The organism is Streptomyces swartbergensis, assembly GCF_002148965.1.
GTDB classification, from domain to species: Bacteria; Actinomycetota; Actinomycetes; order Streptomycetales; family Streptomycetaceae; genus Streptomyces; species Streptomyces swartbergensis.
Genome location: NZ_NGFN01000092.1, coordinates 1 through 25,498 on the forward strand (window position 1 = coordinate 1; position 25,498 = coordinate 25,498).

At 69.6% G+C, this 25,498-nt stretch carries 21 protein-coding genes, 4 tRNA genes and 2 pseudogenes; 13 read left to right on the top strand and 14 right to left on the bottom strand.

The features are described 5' to 3' along the window. The first annotated feature begins 2 nt into the window (after positions 1–2). The 3 genes from hrpA to CA983_RS16740 all read left to right on the top strand — a co-directional run bounded on the left by hrpA (position 3) and on the right by CA983_RS16740 (position 4,451). Positions 3–3,917 (top strand): ATP-dependent RNA helicase HrpA, encoded by a 3,915-nt coding sequence (gene hrpA, locus CA983_RS16730; RefSeq protein ID WP_086601706.1) that lies wholly within the window; start codon positions 3–5, stop codon positions 3,915–3,917. Between the two features lie 93 nt (positions 3,918–4,010). After that, a tRNA-Asp gene (locus tag CA983_RS16735) sits at positions 4,011–4,085 on the top strand. A 165-nt stretch (positions 4,086–4,250) separates the two neighbouring features. Continuing rightward, positions 4,251–4,451 carry a DUF6274 family protein gene (locus CA983_RS16740; protein ID WP_086601707.1) on the top strand — a complete coding sequence of 67 codons (201 nt, stop codon included), beginning with the start codon at positions 4,251–4,253 and terminating at the stop codon, positions 4,449–4,451. A gap of 460 nt (positions 4,452–4,911) precedes the next feature. Here CA983_RS16740 and bldC read toward each other — a convergent pair whose 3' ends face one another. Further along, positions 4,912–5,118 carry a developmental transcriptional regulator BldC gene (gene bldC / locus CA983_RS16745; RefSeq protein ID WP_003949541.1) on the bottom strand — a complete coding sequence of 69 codons (207 nt, stop codon included), beginning with the start codon at positions 5,116–5,118 and terminating at the stop codon, positions 4,912–4,914. Between the two features lie 597 nt (positions 5,119–5,715). Beyond that, positions 5,716–6,561 (bottom strand): DUF8083 family protein, encoded by an 846-nt coding sequence (locus CA983_RS16750; RefSeq protein ID WP_086601708.1) that lies wholly within the window; start codon positions 6,559–6,561, stop codon positions 5,716–5,718. A 221-nt stretch (positions 6,562–6,782) separates the two neighbouring features. Between CA983_RS16750 and CA983_RS16755 the strand changes: the two genes are divergently transcribed. Next, on the top strand, positions 6,783–7,886 hold the full coding sequence (locus tag CA983_RS16755; RefSeq protein WP_086601709.1) for a Leu/Phe/Val dehydrogenase: 1,104 nt from the start codon (positions 6,783–6,785) through the stop codon (positions 7,884–7,886). Positions 7,887–8,185: 299 nt separating this feature from the next. Continuing rightward, positions 8,186–8,437, top strand: coding sequence for a DUF3073 domain-containing protein (locus CA983_RS16760; RefSeq protein WP_020277200.1), 252 nt, complete (start codon positions 8,186–8,188; stop codon positions 8,435–8,437). A 69-nt stretch (positions 8,438–8,506) separates the two neighbouring features. Here the strand turns inward: CA983_RS16760 and purM are convergent, their stop codons facing one another. From purM to purS, 9 genes and pseudogenes are all read right to left on the bottom strand, one after another. Next, positions 8,507–9,589: a phosphoribosylformylglycinamidine cyclo-ligase gene (gene purM, locus CA983_RS16765; protein ID WP_086601710.1), complete on the bottom strand. Its 1,083-nt coding sequence runs from the start codon at positions 9,587–9,589 to the stop codon at positions 8,507–8,509. Between the two features lie 45 nt (positions 9,590–9,634). Beyond that, positions 9,635–11,164, bottom strand: coding sequence for an amidophosphoribosyltransferase (gene purF / locus CA983_RS16770; RefSeq protein ID WP_086601711.1), 1,530 nt, complete (start codon positions 11,162–11,164; stop codon positions 9,635–9,637). 66 nt (positions 11,165–11,230) lie between these two features. Beyond that, positions 11,231–12,001: an META domain-containing protein gene (locus CA983_RS16775; RefSeq protein ID WP_086601712.1), complete on the bottom strand. Its 771-nt coding sequence runs from the start codon at positions 11,999–12,001 to the stop codon at positions 11,231–11,233. A 72-nt stretch (positions 12,002–12,073) separates the two neighbouring features. Beyond that, a complete protein-coding gene (locus CA983_RS16780; RefSeq protein WP_086601713.1) occupies positions 12,074–12,871 on the bottom strand; it encodes a maleylpyruvate isomerase family mycothiol-dependent enzyme in 798 nt (265 codons plus the stop codon). A gap of 9 nt (positions 12,872–12,880) precedes the next feature. Next, positions 12,881–13,635 (bottom strand): annotated as a pseudogene (locus tag CA983_RS16785) (M23 family peptidase). 23 nt (positions 13,636–13,658) lie between these two features. After that, positions 13,659–14,159 carry an ArsR/SmtB family transcription factor gene (locus tag CA983_RS16790; RefSeq protein WP_086601714.1) on the bottom strand — a complete coding sequence of 167 codons (501 nt, stop codon included), beginning with the start codon at positions 14,157–14,159 and terminating at the stop codon, positions 13,659–13,661. A gap of 105 nt (positions 14,160–14,264) precedes the next feature. Further along, on the bottom strand, positions 14,265–16,523 hold the full coding sequence (gene purL / locus CA983_RS16795) for a phosphoribosylformylglycinamidine synthase subunit PurL (protein WP_086601715.1): 2,259 nt from the start codon (positions 16,521–16,523) through the stop codon (positions 14,265–14,267). Continuing rightward, positions 16,520–17,200, bottom strand: a complete 681-nt coding sequence (gene purQ / locus CA983_RS16800) for a phosphoribosylformylglycinamidine synthase subunit PurQ (protein WP_086601716.1) — start codon at positions 17,198–17,200, stop codon at positions 16,520–16,522. Before purQ ends, purL begins: the two co-directional genes overlap by 4 nt. Then, positions 17,197–17,460 carry a phosphoribosylformylglycinamidine synthase subunit PurS gene (gene purS, locus CA983_RS16805; protein WP_030251612.1) on the bottom strand — a complete coding sequence of 88 codons (264 nt, stop codon included), beginning with the start codon at positions 17,458–17,460 and terminating at the stop codon, positions 17,197–17,199. The genes purQ and purS overlap by 4 nt, the downstream gene beginning before the upstream one ends. A 268-nt stretch (positions 17,461–17,728) precedes the next feature. Between purS and CA983_RS16810 the strand changes: the two genes are divergently transcribed. The 8 genes from CA983_RS16810 to CA983_RS16845 all read left to right on the top strand — a co-directional run bounded on the left by CA983_RS16810 (position 17,729) and on the right by CA983_RS16845 (position 22,431). Continuing rightward, a complete protein-coding gene (locus tag CA983_RS16810; RefSeq protein WP_086601717.1) occupies positions 17,729–18,046 on the top strand; it encodes a histone-like nucleoid-structuring protein Lsr2 in 318 nt (105 codons plus the stop codon). A gap of 134 nt (positions 18,047–18,180) precedes the next feature. Beyond that, positions 18,181–18,252 (top strand) — tRNA-Gly (locus CA983_RS16815). 97 nt (positions 18,253–18,349) lie between these two features. Then, a tRNA-Gly gene (locus tag CA983_RS16820) sits at positions 18,350–18,422 on the top strand. A 144-nt stretch (positions 18,423–18,566) separates the two neighbouring features. After that, a complete protein-coding gene (locus CA983_RS16825; protein WP_086601718.1) occupies positions 18,567–19,532 on the top strand; it encodes an ABC transporter ATP-binding protein in 966 nt (321 codons plus the stop codon). After that, complete coding sequence (locus CA983_RS16830; RefSeq protein WP_086601719.1) at positions 19,529–20,332, top strand: ABC transporter permease; 804 nt, start codon at positions 19,529–19,531, stop codon at positions 20,330–20,332. Before CA983_RS16825 ends, CA983_RS16830 begins: the two co-directional genes overlap by 4 nt. Before the next feature lie 22 nt (positions 20,333–20,354). After that, positions 20,355–21,716, top strand: a complete 1,362-nt coding sequence (locus CA983_RS16835; RefSeq protein WP_086601720.1) for a sensor histidine kinase — start codon at positions 20,355–20,357, stop codon at positions 21,714–21,716. Beyond that, complete coding sequence (locus CA983_RS16840) at positions 21,713–22,333, top strand: response regulator transcription factor (RefSeq protein ID WP_086601721.1); 621 nt, start codon at positions 21,713–21,715, stop codon at positions 22,331–22,333. The genes CA983_RS16835 and CA983_RS16840 overlap by 4 nt, the downstream gene beginning before the upstream one ends. Positions 22,334–22,355: 22 nt before the next feature. After that, positions 22,356–22,431 (top strand) — tRNA-Gly (locus tag CA983_RS16845). A 55-nt stretch (positions 22,432–22,486) separates the two neighbouring features. Here CA983_RS16845 and CA983_RS16850 read toward each other — a convergent pair. From CA983_RS16850 to CA983_RS16860, 3 genes and pseudogenes are all read right to left on the bottom strand, one after another. Further along, positions 22,487–23,386 (bottom strand): phosphoribosylaminoimidazolesuccinocarboxamide synthase, encoded by a 900-nt coding sequence (locus tag CA983_RS16850; RefSeq protein ID WP_086601722.1) that lies wholly within the window; start codon positions 23,384–23,386, stop codon positions 22,487–22,489. 69 nt (positions 23,387–23,455) lie between these two features. Beyond that, the gene (locus CA983_RS16855) at positions 23,456–24,931 is read right to left on the bottom strand and encodes a N,N-dimethylformamidase beta subunit family domain-containing protein (protein WP_086601723.1); all 1,476 of its coding nucleotides are present in this window, start codon (positions 24,929–24,931) and stop codon (positions 23,456–23,458) included. Positions 24,932–25,238: 307 nt separating this feature from the next. Then, a pseudogene (locus CA983_RS16860) lies at positions 25,239–25,498 on the bottom strand (hypothetical protein); the annotation flags it as partial.

Consider the following 25,498-nt stretch of genomic DNA (forward strand, 5'->3'; position numbering starts at 1 on the left):
AGCTGTCCCTGCGCGACGCGCACCGGCTCGGGCGCAGGCTCGAAGGTGCGCGCAAGATCCGTAAGCCGGAGGCCCGGGCCGCCGTCCTCGCCGAGATCGAGGCGGAGATCGCCAAGGGCGAGGAGCGGATGGCCCGGCGACGCGGCCGTCTGCCCGAGATCACGTATCCCGAGCAGCTGCCGGTCAGCCAGAAGAAGGACGAGATCGCCGACGCCATCCGCGACCACCAGGTCGTGATCGTCGCCGGTGAGACCGGTTCCGGGAAGACCACGCAGATCCCGAAGATCTGCATGGAGCTCGGCCGCGGGGTCCGCGGCATGATCGGCCACACACAGCCGAGAAGGATCGCCGCCCGCACCGTCGCCGAGCGCGTCGCGGAGGAGCTGAACACGCCCCTCGGCGAGGCCGTCGGCTGGAAGGTCCGGTTCACCGACCAGGTCGACCCGGACGCCACCTTCGTCAAGCTCATGACGGACGGCATCCTGCTCGCCGAGATCCAGACCGACCGCGAGCTGCGCGCCTACGACACGATCATCATCGACGAGGCCCACGAGCGGTCCCTCAACATCGACTTCCTGCTGGGCTACCTCGCCCAGCTGCTGCCGAAGCGCCCCGACCTCAAGGTCGTCATCACCTCGGCCACCATCGACCCCGAGCGCTTCTCGCGGCACTTCGGCGACGCCCCGATCGTCGAGGTCAGCGGCCGTACGTACCCCGTGGAGGTCCGCTACCGGCCACTCCTGGAGGAGGACGGCGACGACGCCGACCGCGACCAGATCACCGCGATCATCGACGCGGTGGAGGAGCTCCAGAAGGAGGGCCAGGGCGACATCCTGGTCTTCCTCTCCGGCGAGCGGGAGATCCGCGACACGGCAGACGCCCTGACCAAGAAGAACTACCGGTTCACGGAGATCCTGCCGCTCTACGCCCGGCTGTCGCACGCCGAACAGCACCGCGTCTTCCAGCCGCACACCGGACGCAGGATCGTCCTGGCCACGAACGTCGCCGAGACCTCCCTCACCGTCCCGGGCATCAAGTACGTCATCGACCCGGGCTTCGCACGGATCTCCCGCTACAGCCACCGCACCAAGGTCCAGCGCCTCCCCATCGAGCCGGTCTCCCAGGCCAGCGCCAACCAGCGCAAGGGCCGCTGCGGCCGTACCTCGGACGGCATCTGCATCCGCCTCTACAGCGAGGACGACTTCAACGCCCGCCCGGAGTTCACGGACGCGGAGATCCTCCGGACGAACCTCGCCTCCGTCATCCTCCAGATGACCGCGGCCGGCCTCGGCGACATCGAGAAGTTCCCCTTCATCGACCCGCCGGACCACCGCAACATCCGCGACGGCGTGCAGCTCCTCCAGGAGCTGGGCGCCCTCGATCCGGCACAGAAGGACCCCCGCAAGCGGCTCACGGACACCGGCCGCAAGCTCGCCCAGCTGCCCGTCGACCCGCGGCTGGCCCGCATGGTCCTGGAGGCGGACAAGAACGGCTGCGTGCGCGAGGTCATGGTCATAGCCGCCGCGCTGTCCATCCAGGACCCGCGCGAACGCCCCGCCGACAAGCAGACCCAGGCCGACCAGCAACACGCCCGGTTCAAGGACGAGACCAGCGACTTCCTGGCCTACCTCAACCTCTGGCGCTACATCCGCGAGCAGCAGAAGGAGCGCGGCTCGTCCTCCTTCCGCCGGATGTGCAAGCAGGAGTACCTCAACTTCCTTCGCATCCGCGAATGGCAGGACATCTACAGCCAGTTGCGCACGGTCGCCAAGCAGATGGGCATCCACCTCAACGAGGACGATGCCCCGGCCGACCTCATCCACGTCTCCCTCCTCGCCGGCCTGCTCTCCCACATCGGCCTGAAGGACGTGAAGGACGCCGGGGCGGAGGGCGGGCGAAACACCGGGAAGAACGAGTACCTGGGCGCCCGCAACGCCAAGTTCGCGATCTTCCCCGGCTCGGCCCTCTTCAAGAAGCCCCCGCGCTTCGTGATGTCCGCCGAGCTCGTCGAGACGTCCCGACTCTGGGCCCGCGTCAACGCCAAGATCGAGCCGGAGTGGGTGGAGCCCCTCGCCGGCCACCTCCTCAAGCGCACGTACAGCGAACCGCACTGGGAGAAGGACCAGGCCGCGGTGGTGGCGTACGAGAAGGTCACGCTCTACGGCGTGCCGATCGTGGCGCAGCGGAAGGTCAACTACGGCCGGATCGACCCGGAGGTCAGCCGCGAGCTGTTCATCCGGAACGCGCTCGTCGAGGGCGACTGGCGCACGCACCACAAGTTCTTCTCGGACAACCGCAGGCTCCTCACCGAGGTCGAGGAGCTGGAGCACCGGGCCCGGCGCCGGGACATCCTGGTCGACGACGAGACGCTGTTCGACTTCTACGACCAGCGGATCCCCGAACACGTCGTGTCCGGTGCGCACTTCGACTCCTGGTGGAAGCACAAGCGGCACGAACAGCCCGACTTCCTCGACTTCGAGCGCGAGATGCTCCTCACCGAGAAGGCGGGCGAGGTCACCAAGGCCGACTACCCGGACTCCTGGCGCCAGGGCGATCTCAAGTTCCGGGTGACGTACCAGTTCGAGCCGGGCGCGGACGCCGACGGTGTGACCGTCCATATCCCGCTCCACGTCCTCAACCAGGTCACGGACGAGGGCTTCGACTGGCAGATCCCGGGCCTGCGGGAGGAGCTCGTCACGGAGCTCATCCGGTCCCTGCCCAAGCCGATCCGCCGCAACTACGTGCCCGCGCCGAACTACGCCAAGGCGTTCCTGGAGCGCGCGGTCCCGCTCCAGGAGCCCCTCACGACCACCATGACCCGCGAGTTGCGGCGCATGGTCGGCGTGCCGTTCGAGGCGGACGACTTCGACTGGTCCAAGGTCCCCGACCATCTCAAGGTCACGTTCCGGATCGTCGACGAGCGGCGCCGCAAGCTCGCCGAGGACAAGGACCTTCAGGAACTGAAGCTCAAGCTCCGGCCGAAGGCCCGCAAGGCCCTCTCCCAGGCGGCGGCCGCCACGGCGGAGCGCCAGGGCGGCGAGTCCCTGGAGCGCAAGGGCCTCACCGACTGGACGATCGGCACCCTCACCCGCGTCTTCGAGACCAGGCGGGCCGGCCAGCCGGTGAAGGCGTACCCGGCGCTGGTCGACGACGGCGACACGGTCTCCGTACGCCTCTTCGACACGGAGGCCGAGCAGCAGCAGGCCATGTGGAAGGGCACCCGCCGCCTGATCCTGCGCAACATTCCGGTGAACCCGGCGAAGTTCGCCTCCGAGAAGCTGACGAACGCGCAGAAGCTGGCGCTGTCCGCGAATCCGCACGGCTCCATCCAGGCGCTGTTCGACGACTGCGCGATGGCGGCCGCCGACAAGCTGATCGCGGACTTCGGCGGGCCGGCGTGGGACGAGGAGTCGTACCGCAAGCTGTACGACAAGGTGCGCGCCGAGATCGTCGACACGACCGTCCGTACGGTGGACCAGGTGCAGCAGGTCCTGGCCGCCTGGCAGGCCTGTGAACGCCGTCTGAAGGCCGTACGCAGCCCCGCGCTGCTGCCGAACCTCCAGGACGTGCGGAGGCAGCTGGACGCCCTCGTGAAGCCCGGCTTCGTGACGGAGGCGGGTCTGCGGCGCATGCCGGACCTGATGCGCTACCTGGTGGCCGCGGACCGGCGCCTGACGCAGATGCCGACGAACGTCCAGCGGGACACCACGCGGATGCAGAAGGTCCACGAGATGCAGGACGAGTACGCCTGGCTCCTGGAGCAGATGCCGCAGGGCCGGCCGGTGCCGTCGTCGGTCCTGGACATCCGCTGGATGATCGAGGAGCTCCGGGTCAGCTACTTCGCCCACGCGCTGGGCACGGCGTACCCCGTCTCGGACAAGCGGATCGTGAAGGCGATCGACGCGGCGGTGCCGTGACGGCGTGCGCACGCAAGGTGAGTTCGACCAGGGACCTGCCCTCCTGTAGAGTCTCTTCTCGCAGCGCAACGCACGAATGGCGCCGCGAAACCTGGTCCTGTGGAGCAGTTTGGAGTGCTCGCCACCCTGTCAAGGTGGAGGCCGCGGGTTCAAATCCCGTCAGGACCGCAGTGCAAGAGAGCCCGGATCTTCGGATCCGGGCTCTCTTGCGTTTCTCACGGCCCCACCGGCACAGTCAGCAGCGTGTCGGACCCACGCCGTCTTGACGGCCTGTCATTCCCTCGGTACCCAGAACCCAGGGCCGTTCCCGGTTCGGCCTTCTGGAGGTGGCGTATGGCGGCATCGGCTAGGCACGAGACGCGGGCCCTGCTCCGTGCACACCTGGCGGCCGCGTCGTCGTACCGGCATCTCACTCGCCACTGCCCGATCTGCCATCACCTGCTACGGCTGGCGATGGAGTCCGCCCAGTCCGCCCCTCGCACCGCCCAGGCCTCCCAGGGGGCCGTCGAGAACGAGAGCCCGGCGCGGGCGTGACGGAGGCCGGTCTCAACACCCGCCCGGGCAGGGGGTTCTGGAGCCAGTGGTTCCACTACCGCACCCGCGGCCGAGCTAACAAGCCGCTCGGTATGTGACGGGTGTCACGGCATGAGTTTTGGAAAGTGCGGTACTTACACCCCGCCTACAACAGGTCAATTTAATATGTGCAATTGCACCCCTTCCACGGTGCTGCACACAGGGGATCCGGCACCCCTCCCCAGACTCTGACAAGGCCGCTCACAACAGGGCTCAGCAGCCCGACAGCCGGCGCACAAAAAAGATCGCGCTGGACCCGGCGGAGTCCAGCGCGACCGACGACGCACCCTGTTATATGCCTGAGAGCTCTGACTGGCGTGGGCGTGGGGCCTGTTGGGGCAGGACCCGCGTCGCTTGGAGCTGTGGTTCCGGACGTCTCGGCTGATGGGGGACCAGCCGGTTTGCCCGGTTATTCAGTTGTTCAGGCCTCGCTGCGCTGCTGCGGAATGCCCGCGAGCAGAGCGCGGACCTCGGCCTCGCGGTAGCGACGATGCCCGCCGAGCGTGCGGATCGACGTGAGCTTGCCGGCCTTCGCCCACCGCGTGACCGTCTTCGGGTCGACGCGGAACATCGTGGCGACCTCAGCCGGGGTCAGCAGCGGCTCGGCATCAGGGGTGCGAGCGGTCATGAGCGGCCTCCTCGGGAGAACCGAACCTTCTCGGTTCTTTCCTCTAAATTCTGCACCTTGACCCGCGTTGCCCGAAATGGCGGACGCGAGTCGAGTCGGTTATAGGACGAACGGCTTGTCCTCGGCACTACAACTACACCATCTGTCCAGCCGCGTCGGCCAAACCGATGGAATTGCCCTCCCAGGTGTTCATCAGCGACGGATGCCGATGGACCATGCCATAGCGGACAGTCACGCCACTGTGACGATCAGTCACAGGGCGATCAGGAGTCATTCAGACCCCCCAAAGCGTGCAATGCTGAGATTCCGCCCACAATGCAGCACAACGGGACGGAAGGAGCCCCCCGGACTCCTTGTCCTATTTTGGCACGAGGAGGGGCAAGGGGCGCAAGGGCCATGTACGTGCAGTCCGTCACGTTTGGCCTACTTGAGAGGTACGCCCGGATCGGAACCTACGTCCGTTGTTGACAAGGCGTCAGTAAACGCAGAGCGCACTTCAGGAACGTCGGTGCGAGGACAAAACCCCAAAACGGGCGGTACGTCAAACGCCTGTTCGTGACCGGTCGCGAGCGGTCCGTAGGAACCGAAGGTCAGAGGTCAGTTCGCCGACCGCAGATCCCGTACGGAACGCCACCGGTCCACCAGCCGGGCGTACGCCTCCCCCGCGGCCGCCCCGTCGCCCCGGCGCAGCGCGGCGATGCCCTCCGCCACGTCCGCGGCCGAGTGGTCGTGCTCCAGCGCCCCGGCCGGCAGGGCGTGCACCAGGCCGCCGTAATCCAGCTCCACGAGCGAGCGTGGGTGGAACTCCTCCAGCCAGCGCCCGACGTCCACCAGGCCGTCGATCAGCGGCCCCTCGTCCATGGCCTCCTTCAGGGCCCGCAGGCCCCGGGCCACCCGCCGCCGCGCCTGGACCATGGGAGTGCGGTAGCGCAGCACCGGCGGGCTGTCCTCGCTGTCGCCCTTGTCGTACTCGCGCTCCTCGTCTGCGACCAGCACGAACCAGTTGATCGGCACCTGCCAGGTCGCCGTACGGATCCACGGCCGGGCGTCCGGGTTCTCCGCCAGCCAGCGCTCGTAGTCCTGGGCCGCCTGGTGGCGCAGGAAGGGCGGCAGGACCGCGTCCAGGACGGGCGGCGGGAGCTCCTCGGAGAGCTCCTCCAGCGCCTGCCAGCCGCGCAGCCGGGTGCGCCAGGGGCAGACGCAGACGACGCCGTCGACGTCCAGCACGAAGGCGTCCTGGCTCTCGTGCACCGGCACCAGGACCGGCGGGGTGGGCGCCAAGTCGGCCAGGGCGCGGCGGAGTTCGTCCTGGTACGAGGGACGGTCGGGACGGCGCGCGTAGCGGGCCCAGTGGCTGCGCTCCGGCTCCGGGAAGGCGGCCAGCGGTTCGTACACGCGCAGATAGGTCGCGTAGGGGACGATCACCGAGGACACCTTGGGCACGCCTGCTCCCTCCCCCGCCCATCGTCGCGAAAACCTGCGGAACCACTCACAAAAGCACGGGAAATCTATGCAAATCGTCGCACGGCTGTACTCCGGTCGGAGGTGATCCTGAGCACTGTGCGGCCGGCGGGCCCCCCAGGCTCTAATCTCGTGCTCACAGCCCCCGCCACCCGCACGGGAGCCGGTCTCCACCCGCCGCAACTTACTCAGGAGTCACCACAGTGACCGACGTAACCGGCGCACCTGCTGATGTACTGCACACCCTGTTCCACTCGGACCAGGGCGGTCATGAGCAAGTCGTGCTCTGCCAGGACCGCGCGAGCGGCCTCAAGGCCGTCATCGCCATCCACTCCACCGCCCTGGGCCCCGCGCTCGGCGGTACGCGCTTCTACCCGTACGCGAGCGAGGCCGAGGCCGTCGCCGACGCGCTGAACCTCGCCCGCGGGATGTCGTACAAGAACGCCATGGCCGGTCTCGACCACGGCGGCGGCAAGGCCGTGATCATCGGCGACCCGGAGCGGATCAAGACCGAGGAGCTGCTCCTCGCCTACGGCCGGTTCGTCGCCTCCCTCGGCGGCCGCTACGTCACCGCCTGCGACGTCGGCACGTACGTCGCCGACATGGACGTCGTGGCCCGCGAGTGCCGCTGGACGACCGGCCGCTCCCCGGAGAACGGCGGCGCCGGTGACTCCTCCGTCCTCACCGCATACGGCGTCTACCAGGGCATGCGGGCCTCCGCGCAGCACCTGTGGGGCGACCCCTCGCTGCGCGCCAAGCGGGTCGGCATCGCCGGCGTCGGCAAGGTCGGCCACCACCTGGTGGAGCACCTGGTGAAGGAGGGCGCCGAGGTCTTCGTCACGGACGTGCGCGAGGACGCCGTACGGCGGATCACCGAGCGGCACCGGGACGTCATGGCCGTGAAGGACACCGACGAGCTGATCCGCGTCGACGGCCTGGGCATCTACGCCCCCTGCGCGCTGGGCGGGGCGCTGAACGACGACACCGTGCCGGTGCTGACCGCCGAGGTGGTCTGCGGTGCCGCCAACAACCAGCTCGCCCACCCGGGCGTGGAGAAGGACCTCGCCGACCGCGGGATCCTCTACGCGCCGGACTACGTGGTGAACGCCGGCGGCGTCATCCAGGTGGCCGACGAGCTGCACGGCTTCGACTTCGAGCGGTGCAAGGCGAAGGCGGCGAAGATCTTCGACACCACGCTGGCCATATTCGCACGTGCGAAGGAAGACGGCATTCCGCCGGCTGCCGCGGCCGACCGGATCGCCGAGCAGCGCATGTACGACGCGGCCACGGCCCGCCGGGCGCGCTGATTCGGAGGCGTCCTCGCACGTTTGGCCGGTACCCGTCGGTGGGCAGTTAGAGAGAACTCTCACTTCTACCGGCGGGTCGACCGCCGATAAGTGGTTAAAATCGCGGTTGACCAGCGAGGACGGGGCGCCTCGAAGGTCCTGGGCGCGGGCACGTCATGCGGGCGACGTACCGTATGGGCGCGGGCTCAGGTACCGTGGAAGCCCTACGGACCGGTCTCTCCGCGGAGAGTCCGTGCCGGACCATGAACGCGTGTCAAGACTCTGGGGCCGTCGAGCCCCGTCGTTGAGGGGGTCGAGCCATGGGGCGCGGCCGGGCCAAGGCCAAGCAGACGAAGGTCGCCCGCCAGCTGAAGTACAACAGCGGTGGGACTGACCTCTCACGCCTGGCCGAGGAGCTGGGTGCATCGCCTTCGAATCCGCAGCCGCCTAACGGCGGGCCGTTCGAGGACGATGATCAGGACGACGACCTGTACGCACGGTACGCCGACCTCTACGAGGACGACGATGAAGACGAGGACGACCAGTCCTCTCAACACCGTCGCGGCGCTTGACCCTGCACTGAGCACTTACCCGGTCGGTGACTTCGGTCACCGACCGGGTTCTGTGCTGCCTTCAGGTCGTCAGCTCGCGTAGTCACCCACAAGGGCGGCACCAGTGGTGTGCTCGCCCCTGTCCGTGATCTCTCCTGCCACCCAGGCGTCCACGCCGCGGTCGGCCAGGGTCGCCAGGGCCACGTCCGTGGACTCCTGCGGCACGATCGCGATCATGCCGACGCCCATGTTCAGCGTCTTCTCCAGCTCCAGGCGCTCGACGCTGCCCGTGCGGCCGACGAGGTCGAAGACCGGGCCCGGGGTCCAGGTGGAGCGGTCGACGATCGCGTGCAGGTCGTCCGGGACGACCCGGGCGAGGTTGGCCGCGAGTCCGCCGCCGGTGACATGGCTGAAGGCGTGCACCTCGGTGGTGCGCATCAGGGCCAGGCAGTCCAGCGAGTAGATCTTCGTCGGCTCCAGCAGCTCCTCGCCGAGGGTGCGGCCGAACTCGTCGATGTGGGCGTCCAGGGCCAGGCCCGCCTGGTTCAGCAGGACGTGCCGGACGAGGGAGTACCCGTTCGAGTGAAGTCCGGAGGACGCCATGGCGATCACCGCGTCACCCGTACGGATACGATCCGCGCCGAGCAGCCGGTCGGCCTCCACGACGCCCGTACCGGCGCCGGCGACATCGAAGTCGTCCTCGCCCAGCAGGCCCGGGTGCTCGGCCGTCTCACCGCCGACCAGGGCGCAGCCGGCCAGCACACAGCCCTCGGCGATGCCCTTGACGATGGCGGCGACCCGCTCGGGGTGGACCTTGCCGACACAGATGTAGTCGGTCATGAACAGCGGCTCGGCGCCGCACACCACGATGTCGTCCATGACCATGGCGACCAGGTCGTGGCCGATGGTGTCGTAGACGCCCAGCTGACGCGCGATGTCGACCTTGGTGCCGACGCCGTCCGTGGCGGAGGCGAGCAGGGGCCGCTCGTAGTTCTTCAGGGCGGAGGCGTCGAAGAGGCCGGCGAAGCCGCCGAGGCCGCCGAGGACCTCGGGGCGCTGGGCCTTCTTCACCCACTCCTTCATCAGCTCGACGGCGCGGTCGCCCGCCTCGATGTCGACACCTGCTGTTTTGTAAGAAGCAGCTGCGTAGCTGGCACCAGTTGTCTCAGACATGGCTAATGAGAACCTTCGTGTCGTACAGCAGGTATTGCGGGCTGCCTACGGGCGGCGGATCGCGTCGGCGGCGGCCGTGGCGGCCGGGCCGGCGGCCAGCTCCGTCTCCAGGAGCTGCTTGCCGAGCAGCTCGGGGTCGGGGAGCTCCATCGGGTACTCGCCGTCGAAGCAGGCGCGGCACAGGTTCGGCTTGGCGATGGTGGTCGCCTCGATCATGCCGTCGATGGAGATGTAGGCCAGGGAGTCGGCGCCCAGGGAGGTGCCGATCTCGTCGATGCTCATGCCGTTGGCGATGAGCTCGGCGCGCGTGGCGAAGTCGATGCCGAAGAAGCAGGGCCACTTCACGGGCGGCGAGGAGATCCGGATGTGGACCTCGGCGGCGCCCGCCTCGCGGAGCATGCGGACCAGGGCGCGCTGGGTGTTGCCGCGCACGATCGAGTCGTCGACGACGACCAGGCGCTTGCCCTTGATGACTTCCTTCAGCGGGTTCAGCTTCAGGCGGATGCCCAGCTGGCGGATGGTCTGCGAGGGCTGGATGAACGTACGGCCGACGTAGGCGTTCTTCACCAGGCCGGCGCCGAAGGGGATGCCCGAGGCCTCGGCGTAGCCGATGGCGGCCGGGGTGCCGGACTCCGGGGTCGCTATGACCAGGTCGGCCTCGGCCGGGGCTTCCTTCGCGAGCTTGCGGCCCATCTCCACGCGGGAGAGGTAGACGTTCCGGCCGGCGATGTCGGTGTCCGGGCGGGCCAGGTACACGTACTCGAAGACACAGCCTTTGGGCTTCGCATCCGCGAATCGGGAGGTGCGCAGGCCGTTCTCGTCGATGGCGACGAACTCGCCCGGCTCGATCTCGCGGACGTAGGCGGCGCCGCAGATGTCGAGGGCGGCGGACTCGGAGGCGATGACCCAGCCGCGCTCGAGACGGCCGAGGACCAGGGGGCGGATGCCCTGCGGGTCGCGGGCCGCGTAGAGGGTGTTCTCGTCCATGAAGACGAGGCTGAAGGCGCCGCGCACCTGCGGAAGAACCTGGCCGGCCGCCTCCTCGATGGTCAGCGGCTTGCCGTCCTCGTCGACCTGGGCCGCGAGGAGCGCGGTGAGCAGGTCGGTGTCGTTGGTGGCCGCCACGCGCGGCGTGCGGCCGCCCTCCTGCTTGGGCAGGTCGGCGACCAGCTCGGCGAGCTGGGCGGTGTTGACGAGGTTGCCGTTGTGGCCGAGCGCGATGGAGCCGTGCGCGGTCGCACGGAACGTCGGCTGGGCGTTCTCCCACACGGAGGCGCCGGTGGTCGAGTAGCGGGCGTGACCGACCGCGATGTGACCCTGGAGCGAACCGAGTGAGGTCTCGTCGAAGACCTGGGAAACCAGGCCCATGTCCTTGAAGACGAGGATCTGTGAGCCGTTGCTGACCGCGATTCCCGCGGATTCCTGGCCTCGATGCTGGAGGGCGTAGAGCCCGAAGTACGTGAGCTTGGCGACCTCTTCGCCCGGAGCCCAGACACCGAAGACGCCGCAAGCGTCCTGGGGGCCCTTCTCACCGGGGAGCAGGTCGTGGTTGAGTCGTCCGTCACCACGTGGCACGCCACCGAGTGTAGGCGAGGTCGTCCACTGGTCCGAATTGGGGATACCGGACTTTTCAGTGGATCACTACTCGGCGACGGCTCGCACACTCGTGCCGTTTTCGCTGGTCAGCGTCAGAGTTTGGTGATCGACTCCGTACTTCAGCTTCCCGTCGAAAAGTCGCAGCAGCGTCTTCTCGTCGGACATTAGTGAGTCTTCGCACATCATTCGGGTCGTGGACGGGCGGCCGAGGGTGATATCGCCGTCGCGGACGGTGGCCGCGGCGTTCACCTTGTTGCAGCCGAGGCTGCCGGAGACGGTGCCCTTCTTCTCGTCGAAGGTGAGGTGGGCGCGGCCGTCGGTCTCCGGGGACGTGACGGTCCACTTGGTGCCGCTCAGCGGAGCGTCCTCGGCCTTGGTCAGGCGGACGGTGTCCCCCTGGCCGGTGGTGAGGGTGAGGCGGTCGCCGTCCACCCGTGCCTGGAACTCCCGGTCGGAGAGCGTGCGGGCGAGGGTCTCCTCGAACTCCATGGGCTTGTTCTCGCAGGCCATCTCCGTGGACATGGTCTTGCTGAGCCGGATGCGGTCGCCGTCGACGGTGGCCTGGGCGCCGAACTTGTTGCAGCCGAAGCTGCCCTCGGCCCGGCCCTTGTCGATGGTCACGTGGGCGCCGGCCGGGGCCTTGTGGGTCCTGCCGTCCGCGGTGACGCTGTCCACGCTCCACCGCACGCCCGTCACCGGCTTCCCGGCACCGACCGAGCCGCTGCCGCCGTCCGCCTTCTCGTTGCCGCAGGCCGCCATGAGCGGGACGAGCATGGCGGCGGCCGTCAGGGTCATGCGCTGCTTCTGCCTGTCCATGCCACTTCGACGGGGGACCCGGGGGGATCGGTTCCCCTTACGGCGCGCCTGTTCCTCCTACTGCCTGAGCGCCTACGCCATGAGCGGCAGGTAGGCCGACAGATCCGCCCGCTCCCCGCCGGCGCTGACCTTGGCGTCTTGGAGCGCCTGTGCCCAGGCCAGTCGCCCGGTCGCCAGCCGGATCCAGGTCAGCGGGTCCGTCTCGACGACGTTGGGCGGGGTGCCCCGGGTGTGCCTCGGGCCCTCCACGCACTGCACCACCGCGAAAGGCGGCACCCGCACCTCCGTCGAGCCTCCGGGTGCCTTCGCGGCGAGCGCGTCGGCGAGCAGCCGGGTGCAGGCGGCGAGGGCCTGGCGGTCGTAGGGGATGTCGAGGCCGGGGACGGCGGCGTTGAGGTCGTCGGTGTGGACGACGAGTTCGACGGTACGGGTGACCAGGTAGTCGGCGAGGGTCATGGCGCCCGTCCGCGTCGCGAGCAGGCGGGTTCCGGGAGCGTCCGCCAGCTTCTTCGTGAGGCGTTCCCCGGTGTCGGCGTAGAGGGCGTCGAGGTCGGGGTGGGCCTCGGCGAGCCGCCGGGTGTCGTCGGCGATGCCGGCGGCGCGGGCGGCGGTGGCGAAGGGCCAGTCGAGAAGGGCGAGCTCCGCCTTCGCCGGCTCCTCGCGGTCGAGGTTGCGGCTGACGCTCTCCACGGCCAGCGTCACGTGCGCCGCCAGCTCCCGGACCGTCCAGTCACCGAGCCGCGTCGGACATGCCAGCTGCTCGGGGCCGAGGGTGCGGACGGCCTGCCGTACGTTCCCGAACTGGGCGGACACGGCCGTGCGGATCTTGGCGGGGTCGTAGCTGCGGGCGCGCTTCTTGGCCGGGGGCATGGCGTCAGCCTAAGTGCGAGTCATCGCTGTCGGAGGGGTCTCGAAGATCTCCCCGTTGGCGGGCAGGCCGATGCCGTGCCAGGTGAAGGGGAGGCCCCGACCCGGGCCGCGTCCGGGTCGGGGCCGTCCATCAGCTGGAAGTGCCGCGCTGGAGGTGGGCGTAGGCAGCGCAGGTGCCGTTGCCGAGGTCGAGGATGACTGGTTGCCGAGGATCTGGCGGACACCGGACACACCGGACATCTCTCGCACCGAGCCCTCGATGAGCATCAGGTACAGCAGGCTCGCAGCAGGTTGCGGCTCAGGTGGTCGCGCCGGCCGTCGGCGGCCCGTACGACCGTGGCGTCGGCGACCGCGAGGATCGGGGAGCCGAAGGCCGGGAATGCCTCGGGGCGGCGGGCGAGCGGCCACAGCCGGCGGAAGGCGGGGCGGGAGCCCGGCTCGGGCTCGGCGAGGATGTCGATGGCGTACGTCTGCCCGTGGGCGTGGATGCCGTGACTGGGGGTGCGGTCGGCCGGGCTGTTCAGCGCGGACCAGCGGCCGGTCACGGGCGGGGCGACCTCGACGGGCTCCCGGGCCCGGCGAGGGCCGTCGGGGGCGCCGCCCCACCGGTGGGCGACGGTGACGACGACGTACGCGAGGACCAGCAGCAGGCAGTTCCACAAGACGTGATAGCCCCAGCCGAAGCAGATGTGGGCGATCACCAGCGCGACGAAGGCCAGCTGGAGGCCCTGGAAGGACACCATGCCAAGCTTGCGTGCGGACATACGCTCCCCCGGTTCAGTCACCGTCACGGGCGTGCCGTCGTCACCGCCACCAGCAGCGGTACGACCCGCTCCGGCGGCACCTCGTAGCGGCCCCGGCCGGTCGTGCGCAGCCAGCCTGTGCCGGTGAGCTGGCGCAGGTGGTGGTAGATCTGGCCGGTCGTGCCGACCTCGTCCAGCTCGGCGAGTTCCGCCGCGGTGCGCCGGCCGCCGAGGATCTCGCGGAGCAGCCGGAGCCGGACCGGGTGGCCGAGCGCCGCCAGCGACTCGGCGACCGGTGCCCAGTCGTCCTCGAGCAGCTCGTCCGTCACGGCGCCCGTCTGCCACGCGTACTGCTCGCCCGTCGGCAGGCGCACGGAGCCGGTGTAGAGGACACCGCCGTCGGCGGCTCCCAGCTCGGACAGTTGCTCCTTCAGCCCGTTCAGGGCCCAGAAGTCGCCTGCGTCGAGGCGGGGTCCGGCGCGGTGGGCGCCTTCCAGGGCCGCCAGTCGTCGTTCGAGGTCGGCAACACGTTGTTCCAGTTCCACGCTGCGGATATTACGGAACTACGTAATCACGTGCAAGAGGGCCGTCCGGACATGCGAAAGCCCCGCCCGTCGCCATGACAGGCGGGGCGGGGCTTTCGTGCGTGACTACGCCAGCAGGGCCGGGATCGTCCCCTCGTGGAGCTCGCGCAGCTTGGACAGGGAGAGGGTGAACTCGCCCTGGACGTCCACCGAGTCGCCGTCCACGACACCGATGCGGGTGGCCGGCAGGCCCCGCGCGCCGCACATGTCGTTGAAGCGGACCTCCTCCGAACGCGGCACGGCCACGACCGCGCGGCCCGCCGACTCGGAGAAGAGGAAGGTGAAGGCGTCCAGGCCGTCCGGGACGATCAGGCGGGCGCCCTTGCCGCCGAGCAGCGCCGACTCGACGACCGCCTGGATCAGACCGCCGTCGGACAGGTCGTGCGCGGAGTCGATCATGCCGTCGCGGGAGGCGGCGATCAGGATCTCGGCGAGCAGCCGCTCGCGCTCCAGGTCGACCTTGGGCGGCAGACCGCCGAGGTGGTCGTGGATCACCTGGGACCAGGCCGAGCCGCCGAACTCCTCGTGGGTGTCACCGAGGAGGTAGAGCAGCTGGCCTTCCTCCTGGAAGGCGACCGGCGTGCGGCGGGCGACGTCGTCGATGACGCCCAGGACCGCGACGACCGGGGTCGGGTGGATGGCCGCCTCGCCCGTCTGGTTGTAGAGCGAGACGTTGCCGCCGGTGACCGGCGTACCGAGCTGCTGACAGGCGTCCGCCAGACCGCGCACGGCCTCCGCGAACTGCCACATCACGGCCGGGTCCTCGGGCGAGCCGAAGTTCAGGCAGTCGGAGACGGCCAGCGGCTTGGCGCCGGTCGTGGCGACGTTGCGGTACGCCTCCGCCAGCGCCAGCTGCGCGCCCGCGTACGGGTCGAGCTTGGCGTACCGGCCGTTGCCGTCCGTGGCCAGGGCCACGCCGAGGCCGGTCTCCTCGTCGATCCGGATCATGCCGGAGTCCTCGGGCTGGGCGAGGACCGTGTTGCCCTGCACGAAGTGGTCGTACTGGGAGGTGATCCAGGACTTGGAGGCCTGGTTCGGGGAGCCGACCAGCTTCAGGACCTGGTCCCTCAGCTCCTCGGACGTCTGCGGGCGCGGCAGCTTGTTCGCGTCGTCCGCCTGGAGGGCGTCCTGCCAGGACGGGCGGGCGTACGGGCGCTCGTAGACCGGGCCCTCGTGGGCCACCGTGCGCGGGTCGACGTCGACGATCTTGCCGCCGTGCCAGTAGATCTCCAGGCGGTCGCCGTCGGTCACCTCACCGATGACGGTGGCGATGACGTCCCACTTCTCGCAGATCTCCAGGAAGCGGTCGACCTTCCCCGGCTCGACGACCGCGCACATGCGCTCCTGCGACTCGCTCATGAGGATTTCCTCGGGCGAGAGCGTGGAGTCGCGCAGGGGGACGTCGTCCAGCGTCACGCGCATGCCGCCGGAGCCGTTCGAGGCGAGCTCGCTGGTCGCGCAGGACAGGCCCGCCGCGCCCAGGTCCTGGATGCCGACGACGAGCTTCTCCCGGAAGGCCTCCAGGGTGCACTCGATGAGCAGCTTCTCCTGGAAGGGGTCGCCGACCTGGACGGCGGGGCGCTTGGAGGGCTTGGCGTCGTCAAAGGTCTCGCTCGCCAGGATCGACGCGCCGCCGATGCCGTCACCGCCGGTCCGGGCCCCGTACAGGATGACCTTGTTGCCCGCGCCGGACGCCTTCGCGAGGTGGATGTCCTCGTGCCGCATCACGCCGATGCACCCGGCGTTGACCAGCGGGTTGCCCTGGTAGCAGGAGTCGAAGACGACCTCGCCGCCGATATTGGGCAGGCCCAGGCAGTTGCCGTAGCCGCCGATGCCGGCGACGACACCCGGCAGCACCCGCTTGGTGTCGGGGTGGTCGGCGGCGCCGAAACGCAGCGGGTCGACGACCGCGACCGGGCGGGCGCCCATGGCGATGATGTCGCGGACGATGCCGCCGACACCGGTGGCCGCGCCCTGGTAGGGCTCCACGTACGACGGGTGGTTGTGCGACTCGACCTTGAAGGTGACCGCGTAACCCTGGCCGACGTCCACGACACCGGCGTTCTCGCCGATGCCGACGAGCAGGGCGTCGTTCTCGGGGGCCTTCTCGCCGAACTGGCGCAGGTGCACCTTGCTGCTCTTGTACGAGCAGTGCTCGGACCACATCACCGAGTACATGGCGAGCTCGGCACCGGTGGGCCGGCGGCCGAGGATCTCGACCACGCGCTCGTACTCGTCCTTCTTCAGGCCCAGTTCGGCCCAGGGCAGCTCGACGTCGGGGGTCGCGGCCGCGTGCTCGACCGTGTCCAGAGGCGTCCGGCTCATGCGTTGACCAGCTTCTTGAGGATCGAGGTGAAGAACGGGAGACCGTCGGTACGGCCCGTACCGACCAGCGGCTCGACGGCGTGCTCAGGGTGCGGCATGAGGCCCACGACGTTGCCGGCCTCGTTGGCGACACCCGCGATGTCGTTGTTCGAGCCGTTGGGGTTGACGTCCAGGTACCGGAAGGCGACCCGGCCCTCGGACTCCAGCGTGTCCAGCGTGCGCTGGTCGGCGACGTACTGCCCGTCGATGTTCTTCAGCGGGATGTGGATCTCCTGGCCGGCGGTGTAGTCGCTGGTCCAGGCCGTCTCGGCGTTCTCCACGCGCAGCTTCTGGTCACGGCAGATGAAGTGCAGGTGGTTGTTGCGCAGCATCGTGCCGGGCAGCAGATGGGCCTCGGTGAGGATCTGGAAGCCGTTGCAGATGCCGAGGACCGGGAGGCCGGCCTTCGCCTGCTCGATCAGCGGCTCCATGACCGGCGAGAAGCGGGCGATGGCTCCGGCGCGCAGATAGTCGCCGTAGGAGAATCCACCGCACAGCACCACGGCGTCGACCTGCTTGAGGTCCTTGTCCTTGTGCCACAGGGCGACCGGCTCGGCGCCCGCGAGCCGGATCGCGCGCTGGGTGTCCCGGTCGTCCAGACTGCCGGGGAAAGTGACGACGCCAATACGAGCGGTCACTTCACGGCCTCCGCGACTTCCTCGACCCGGACCGTGAAGTCCTCGATCACGGTGTTCGCGAGGAACGACTCCGCAAGATCGTGAATGCGGGCGAGGGCGGCCTCGTCGACCGGCCCGTCAACTTCCAGTTCGAAACGCTTTCCCTGGCGGACGTCCGAGATCCCGTCGAAACCCAGCCGCGGCAGTGCGCGCTGCACCGCCTGGCCCTGGGGGTCGAGGATCTCCGGCTTGAGCATGACGTCGACTACGACGCGTGCCACTGGCACTCCCGGTGTGTGGTGCTGAGCAGGTTCCTTCAGACTACCCGCACAAAATTTCTACGCGCGTCGACTTGTAGGAATCTACGTGACGGTCATCACGATCCTGCATCGACCGGCCCACACACGAAAATTTCCGGGAAAGATTCCGGGTCGACACCCGGAACCTATTGCGTTCGGACACGCGGACAGATTTAGTCGGGTTTCACATTGCATTGTCAGGCACTGTAGAAATGAAATTGGCAAGTGCCGCAGGAAGGGACCGATATTCGTGGCGCAGAAGGTCGTGGTCACTCTCTTTGACGACATCGACGGCTCGGAAGCGGCGGAAACGATCGCCTTCGGACTGGACGGCAAGTCGTACGAGATCGACCTGAACGAAGTCAATGCCGGCGAACTACGGAAGGCGCTCGCGCCCTACGTGGAGGCCGGCCGCAAGCGGTCCCGCTCGGGCAGGGCGTACCGCCAGACGGAGGTCGCCCCCGACCCGTCGGCCGTGCGGGCCTGGGCCCAGGCCCACAAGATGGAGGTCCCCGCCCGCGGGCGCATCCCCAAGAGGGTCTACGAGGCGTTCACCGCCGCGCAGTGACGGCCCGGTGAGGCCGGGCGGACGACCGGTCACCCGCCCCTCGCGGCAACCGACTTGCGCAGCACCCGGGCTGATCAGCTAGAGTCTGGAGCACGCCGAGGGGCGAGGCCGAAAGGCCCAGCTCACGGAAACGTGCGGGTGTAGTTCAGTAGTAGAACATCCCCCTTCCAGGGGGAAGGCGCAGTGTGCGATTCCTGTCACCCGCTCTGCATCGCCAGTACCGACCACTCTTGTGGATCAGGTAGGCTGGTGCCCGCACCGATCGGTGGCCGAGCTTTTTCAGGCTGGCGGTCGGGAGCATATGCGGACGTAGCTCAGTTGGTAGAGCGCAACCTTGCCAAGGTTGAGGTCGCGAGTTCGAGCCTCGTCGTCCGCTCGGGAATGAGACCCCGGTCCTGATGGACCGGGGTCTTCTTCGTGTTTCCGTTCCTCATCCCTGATCATTGCTTCTGACATTTGTCATGCCGAGTGATGACAGCGCGCACTGCTCCCGGAGCCGCGCGGCCGGGACGCTGAAGGCATGGAAAACAACGGACACGAACACGTGATTGAGGTCACTGACCTGCGGCGTGTGTACGGGGGCGGGTTCGAGGCGGTAAGCGGAATCAGCTTTTCCGTACGGCGCGGGGAGATCTTCGCCCTGCTGGGCACCAACGGCGCGGGCAAGACGTCGACCGTGGAAGTGCTGGAGGGACTCGCGGCACCGGCGGACGGCCGGGTGCGGGTCCTCGGGCACGACCCGTACACCGACCGGGCCCTCGTACGGCCCCGCACCGGCGTGATGCTCCAGGAAGGCGGCTTCCCGTCCGAGCTGACCGTCGCGGAGACCGCGCGGATGTGGGCGGGGTGTGTGAGCGGGGCCCGGCCGCCGGCGGAGGTCCTGGCGCTGGTCGGGCTGGAGTCGAAGGCCGGCACCCGGGTCAAGCAGTTGTCCGGCGGCCAGCGGCGCCGGCTCGATCTGGCGCTCGCGCTGCTCGGCGACCCCGAGGTGCTCTTCCTGGACGAGCCGACCACCGGTCTGGACGCCGAAGGCCGCCGCGACACCTGGGAGTTGGTGAGCACGCTGCGCGACGGCGGTACGACGGTGCTGCTGACCACGCACTACCTGGAGGAGGCCGAGAACCTCGCCGACCGGCTGGCGATCATGCACGAGGGCCGCATCGCCACCACCGGAACCCCGGCCGAGGTGACCGCCGGCGAACCGTCGCGGATCTCCTTCGAGCTGCCCGAGGGCTACTTCGTCGGCGATCTCCCGCCGCTCGGCGAGCTGGGCGTGACCGGGCACGAGACGGACGGCCGGATAATCCGGCTCCGCACCCATGAACTGCAACGGACCGCCACCAGGTTGCTGACGTGGGCCGCGCAGGCCCGGGTGGAGCTGCGCCGCCTGGACGTGCGGTCGGCCTCCCTGGAGGAGGCGTTCCTCGGGATCGCCCGGGAGGTCTCCGCGGAGCGGGCCACGACGACGAAGGAGTACGCGGCATGAGCGCCACGCACACGACGACCCGCCCGGCGCCGGCGGCTACCACTCCAGTGAGCCGGATGACGGCGCTCGCCCGCGCCGAGGTGATCCTGCTCGGGCGCACCAAGGGCGCGCTCGTCGCCGCGCTGTTCGCACCGCTGGTGCTGCCGGTCAGCACATCGCAGGTGTCCAAGGAGATGGACCTTGCCGAAGTCGGGCTGAGCACCGGCACCCTGGTGCTGCCCGCCTCGGTCGGCTTCTCCCTGCTGTTCGCCGTCTACTCGGTGCTCGTCGGCGCCCTCGTCGTCCGGCGTGAGGAACTCGTCCTCAAGCGGCTGCGCACCGGTGAGCTGCGGGACGTCGAGATCCTGGCCGGTTCCGCGCTACCGGCCGTTCTCACCGGGCTCGTGCAGTGCCTGGTGCTGGCGGTGGGCTGCTCGGTCCTGCTGGATCTGCCCGCGCCGCCCGCGCCCCATCTGGCCGTCACCGGCCTGCTGCTGGGGCTCGTGATGTGTGCCGCGCTGGCCGCCGCCACCGCGAGCTTCACCAGGACCGGCGAGAGCGCCCAGGTCACGCCCATGCCGCTGATGATCATCTCGATGATGGGCTCCGGCATGTTCTTCCCGCTGGAGCTGCTGCCGGACCGGGTGGCCTCCGTCTGCGAACTGCTGCCGCTGACGCCCGTCGTCACTCTGGTGCGCGGCGGCTGGACCGGCGACCTGTCTGCTTACGAGGCGCTGGGTGCCATCGCGACGGCGGTGGTCTGGATCGTCATCGCGGTGTTTGCTGTACGGCGGTGGTTCCGCTGGGAACCGCGGCGCTGACCGAAGGGGGAGTGACGGGCTGATGCGGGGGCCGGGCAGGTGGTGGCGGGGGCAGAGCAAGCCGGAGAAGGTCGAGACGTACACGCGCTGGTCGTTTTACTCCTTCGCGCTGATCGAGTTCGTCACGGTCGGGCTCACGGCCACGATCCCGTTGGGAGCGTGGCTGGGGGCCGCTCTGCTGCTGCCGGCGGGCGTCCACGCCGCGCTCTGCTGCGTCACCGTCTCACGGGCGCTGGACTGGACGCGGGGCAGGCGGCCCCAGCCCGTCGGACTGCTGTGGTCGCTGGCCGCCGTCAGCGCCGTGGTCGGCGTCACCGTCATCGGCATCGCGGAACGCGGACCGGACCGCGAGAGGGTGGACGCCGCCGCGGGCTCGGCCTTCGGGGTGGTCGTCATCATCGGAGTCGGCATCATCGCGCTCGGCATCCGTGAGCGGAAGCGCGTGTTCGCCGTCGTCGGGGCCTTCACCGCGGGCTCCTGGATCGTGGCGTTCACCAGGGGCGCCCCTGCGGGCGAATCGATCTTCGCGTCGGTGATCGTGCTGTTCTGCGGCGGAATCATGGCCTTCACGGCCATCGTCTCGGTGTGGCTGCTCAACATCGTCTACGAACTCGACGAGGCACGTGAGACCCGGACCCGGCTCGCCGTCGCCGAGGAGCGGCTGAGGTTCGGGCGGGACCTGCACGACGTCATGGGGCGGAACCTCGCCGTCATCGCGCTCAAGAGCGAACTGGCCGTGCAGCTCGCCCAGCGGGACAGGCCGGAGGCCGTGGCGCAGATGGTCGAGGTGCAGCGGCTCGCGCAGGAGTCGCAGCGGGAGGTCCGCGAGGTCGTCCGGGGCTACCGGGAGGCCGACCTCGCCTCGGAACTCGCCGGTGCGCAAGGGGTGCTGGCCGCGGCCGGTATCGACTGCACGGTGGGCGGGGCGACGGCGGCGGGGCTGCCGGTCGCGGTGCAGTCCGCCCTGGGGTGGGTGGTGCGGGAAGCCGCCACGAACGTCCTGCGGCACGGGGACGCGCGGCGGTGTGCGGTGAGGCTGCGGGTGTTGGAGGGGCGTGTGGTGTTGTCGGTGGAGAACGACGGGGTCACCGAGGCCGGGGGCGGCTCGTCCGGCTCGACCGGCTCGTCCGGCTCGACCGGCTCGACCGGCTCGACCGGCTCGACCGGCTCGACCGGCTCGACCGGCTCGACCGGCTCGACCGGCTCGACCGGCTCCGGGCTCGCCGGGCTGCGGGAGCGGCTGGCGGAGATCGACGGGACCCTGGAGGCCGGACCCGCGGGCAGGGGGCTGTTCCGGCTGACGGCGGAGATTCCGCTGCCGTCGAAGCCCGCCGGTTCCGAGTCCGTCGCCGTTGTGCGAACCGTGAGTGAGGTCACGCCATGACGGCCGCCGAGCCCGTGCGGCTGCTGCTCGCCGATGACGAGCACCTCATCCGTGGGGCGCTCGCCGCGCTGCTGTCGCTGGAGGAAGACCTCATGGTCGTCGCCGAGGCGGCCACCGGGCCGGAGGCGCTGGCGATGGCCCGGGCCCACAAGCCCGACGTCGCCGTACTGGATCTCCAGATGCCCGGCGCCGACGGTGTGAAGGTCGCCACATCCCTGCGCACCGAACTGCCCGGCTGCAAGGTGCTCATCGTCACCAGCCACGGGCGGCCCGGGCATCTGAAACGGGCCCTGGAGGCCGGAGTGCGGGGGTTCGTGCCGAAGACCGTGAGCGCGCAGCGGCTCGCAGAGCTCATTCGCACGGTGCACGCCGGGAACCGTTACGTCGACCCGGAGTTGGCCGCCGACGCGATCGCCGCCGGGGACTCGCCACTGACCGCCCGGGAGGCCGAGGTGCTGGAACTCGCCGCCGACGGTGCCCCCGTGGCGGAGATCGCGGAGCGGGCCGCGCTGTCGCAGGGGACCGTACGGAACTACCTGTCGTCGGCCGTGTCGAAGCTCGGAGCGGAGAACCGGCATGCCGCGGTGCGGCTCGCGCGGGAGCGAGGTTGGGTATAGTGGTTCTCGCGCCACGGCGCATGCGAACGTAGCTCAGTTGGTAGAGCGCAACCTTGCCAAGGTTGAGGTCGCGAGTTCGAACCTCGTCGTTCGCTCCAGCGAGAAGCCCCCCGGTTCCGGCCGGGGGGCTTCTCTGTGTCCTGTGCGCTGGTCCTACGACCAGCTCGTGCCGGTCAGGCGCTCGTACGCCTCCACGTACTTGGCGCGGGTTGCGTCGACGACCTGCTGCGGCAGCGCGGGCGGCGGCTGCTCGCTCTTGCGGTCCCAGCCGGACTCCGCCGAGGTCAGCCAGTCGCGGACGTACTGCTTGTCGTACGACGGCTGCGCGCGGCCCGGCTGCCACTGGTCGGCCGGCCAGAAGCGGGAGGAGTCCGCGGTCAGGACCTCGTCCGCGAGGACCAGGTCGTCGCCGTCGAAGCCGAACTCGAACTTCGTGTCCGCGAGGATGATGCCCCGGTCACGGGCGATGTCCCGGCCCCGGGAGTAGACGGCGAGGGTCGCCTGGCGCAGCCGGGCGGCGGTGTCGGCGCCGACCTGGCGGGCGACCTCCTCGTAGGAGACGTTCTCGTCGTGCTCGCCGACGGCGGCCTTGGTGGCCGGGGTGAAGATCGGGGCGGGCAGTTCACTGCCGTCGACCAGGCCCTCCGGGAGGGCGAGGCCGCAGACGGTGCGGGACTCGTTGTACTCGACCAGGCCCGAGCCGGTCAGGTAGCCGCGGGCCACGCACTCCACGGGCACCATCTGGAGCGACTTGCAGACGAGCGTGCGCCCCTCCCAGTCGGCGGGGGCGCCCGCGGGCAGGTCCGTGCTCAGGACGTGGTTGGGGACCAGGTCGGCGAGCTGGTCGAACCACCACAGGGAGAGCTGCGTGAGGACCCGGCCCTTGTCGGGGATCTCGGTCGGCAGCACCCAGTCGAATGCGGAGATGCGGTCGCTGGCGACCATCACGAGGTCGCCCGCCTCGTTCTGGTACAGCTCGCGCACCTTTCCGGTGTGCAGGTGCACCAGGCCCGGAACCTGGATCGGCTCGGGCTTCTCTACGAATCCGGACACGGTTCCTCCCCGTGGTTCTGTCTGATGGGGTTGATTCTCCCGTATGCGGGGCTGATCACGGACAGAGGGTCAGTCGCGTTTGCAGATGCGGTCCAGGAGGTTTGCGGTGGCCCGCTGGATACGGGCGTCGATGTGGCCGGGGCGGTCCAGGGCCGGGGTCCAGGCGAACGTTCCGGATGCGAAGACCCAGGCGCCGGAGGGCGCGCGGTACAGCGACGTCTCCTGGTGGCGTGGCGCGCCCTCCTTGTCGGTGTACGGCGAGTGGGCGAGCAGCACGCGCTCCTCGTGCTCGGGCAGCGGGGTGCGCGGGTAGTAGCGGTCGGCCTCGCCCGCCACCAGGCCCTCGATCTCGTCCCCCTCGTGCGCCCCGGTCGCCTCCCACAGCCAGTGGCCGGCGTTGCGCACGATCAGCGGATGCGGCTCGGGGACGGGGCCGGCGTACTGGATGCCGATGAGCTGCTGCTCCGCCCGGTCGATCTCCCGCCACAGCACCGGCTTGCCCGGGCCCCTGCGCTTGCGGCAGGTCAGCAGGCGGTCGGGGACGCCGGACGGGGAGGGGCCCAGTTCCACCTGCCAGTACATGGAGTTGGCGGAGAGGAAGACGAGCGAGGTGCCGGCGTCGCGGGCGAGCTCCACGGCACCGCGCATCGGGGCCGACCAGTACTCGTCGTGGCCCGGGAAGACCAGGCCGCGGTAGCGGGCGGGGTCGACGCGGCCCGCGTGCAGGTCGCCGGCGGTGGCGTAGGCGACGTCGTAGCCGTAGCGCTCGGCCCAGCGGATGAAGTCGTAGGCGTGGCCGACGTGCATGGGCAGGCCTGCGCCCGCGTACGGGCGGTCGAAGGAGACCGTGGTGGCCGCATCGGCCTCGCCCAGTAAACGGCCCTTCTCGTCCCACGCGTGGTAGAGGCTGGCGCCGGTGCGGCCGTCCTCCGGGTAGAGGTTGTACGCCTGCCAGGTGATGTCGGGCAGGACGAGGAGCAGGTCGGCGGGCTGGTCGTGGCGGACCGTGAAGGGAACGTGGGAGCGGTAGCCGCCGGCGGTGGTGAGGACGGCGACGTACGCCCCGATGTTCCAGTACGACGGGACCTGGAGCCGCCAGGACAGCCACCAGTGGTGGCAGGAGACCGTACGGTCCGCCGTGAGCGGCGGGGGCTGCACGATGCCGGACAGGCGCGGGCTGGTGGTGATCTTCGCGGCGCCGTCACCGCCGTAGTGGCCGATGCGGTAGATGTCGACGCCGAACTCCTGCGGCGGGTCGACGGTGATGTGGAAGTCGATGGCCTCGCCGGGCGCGACCGCGCCGGTGGAGGTGAAGCCCTTGATCTGGCGGTGGATGTCGTCCGCGGCGCGGGGGCCGGAGGAACGGCTGCCCTTCTTGGGGGCGTGGGCCGGATCCTGGTCCACGTACCAGGGGACGACCTGACCGCTGTCGTCGAAGTACGTCACGTTTCCGCGCAGCCACGGAACGGGGCCCAGCCCGAAGGGATCCGTCACGGCGTGCGCCAGCGCTCCCGAATCCCAGCGCCGGATCTGCTCCGAACCCATGGTGCTTCCCCTCCCCTTCGCCCCCGTGGTTGTGCGTACTGATGTGGTGTGTGGCGGTGTTTTTCCGTCTGTACGGTGTTCTGCCGTCCGTGCGGTGTTCTGCCGTCCGTGCCGTGTTCTGCCGGCCGTGCGGTGTCGCGGCCTGTGCGGTGTTCTGGGGGCTGTGCGGTTCCGTCATGCTTATGTGTTTGTCGTATGTCGCAAGCCCTTGCCATACACGCGAACGGTCCAAGCACATCACATAACGCGCGCACTTCGTTACTGTTCGTTTCGAATTGGCCAGAAGCGGAAGCGGGTGCTCCGGCGGTCAGACGAGCCGGACCGGCTTCTCGGGGCGTATCCCCAGCTCGGCCAGCCAGGCCCGCAATGGCGTGGAGTCGCCCTCCTCGATCAAGGTGAGGACCTTTGGCGCCAGGTCGGCGGTGCGTTCGCCGTTGTGGAGGAGGGTCGGGCCGTCCAGCCAGTCCAGGCCCGGTGTCGCACCGGCGGTGTCCATCGCGGCGYAGCAGATCATCGCCGTGAGGTGATCGGCGAGCAGCTCACGGGCGGTGCGCGGGGGCTGGAGGG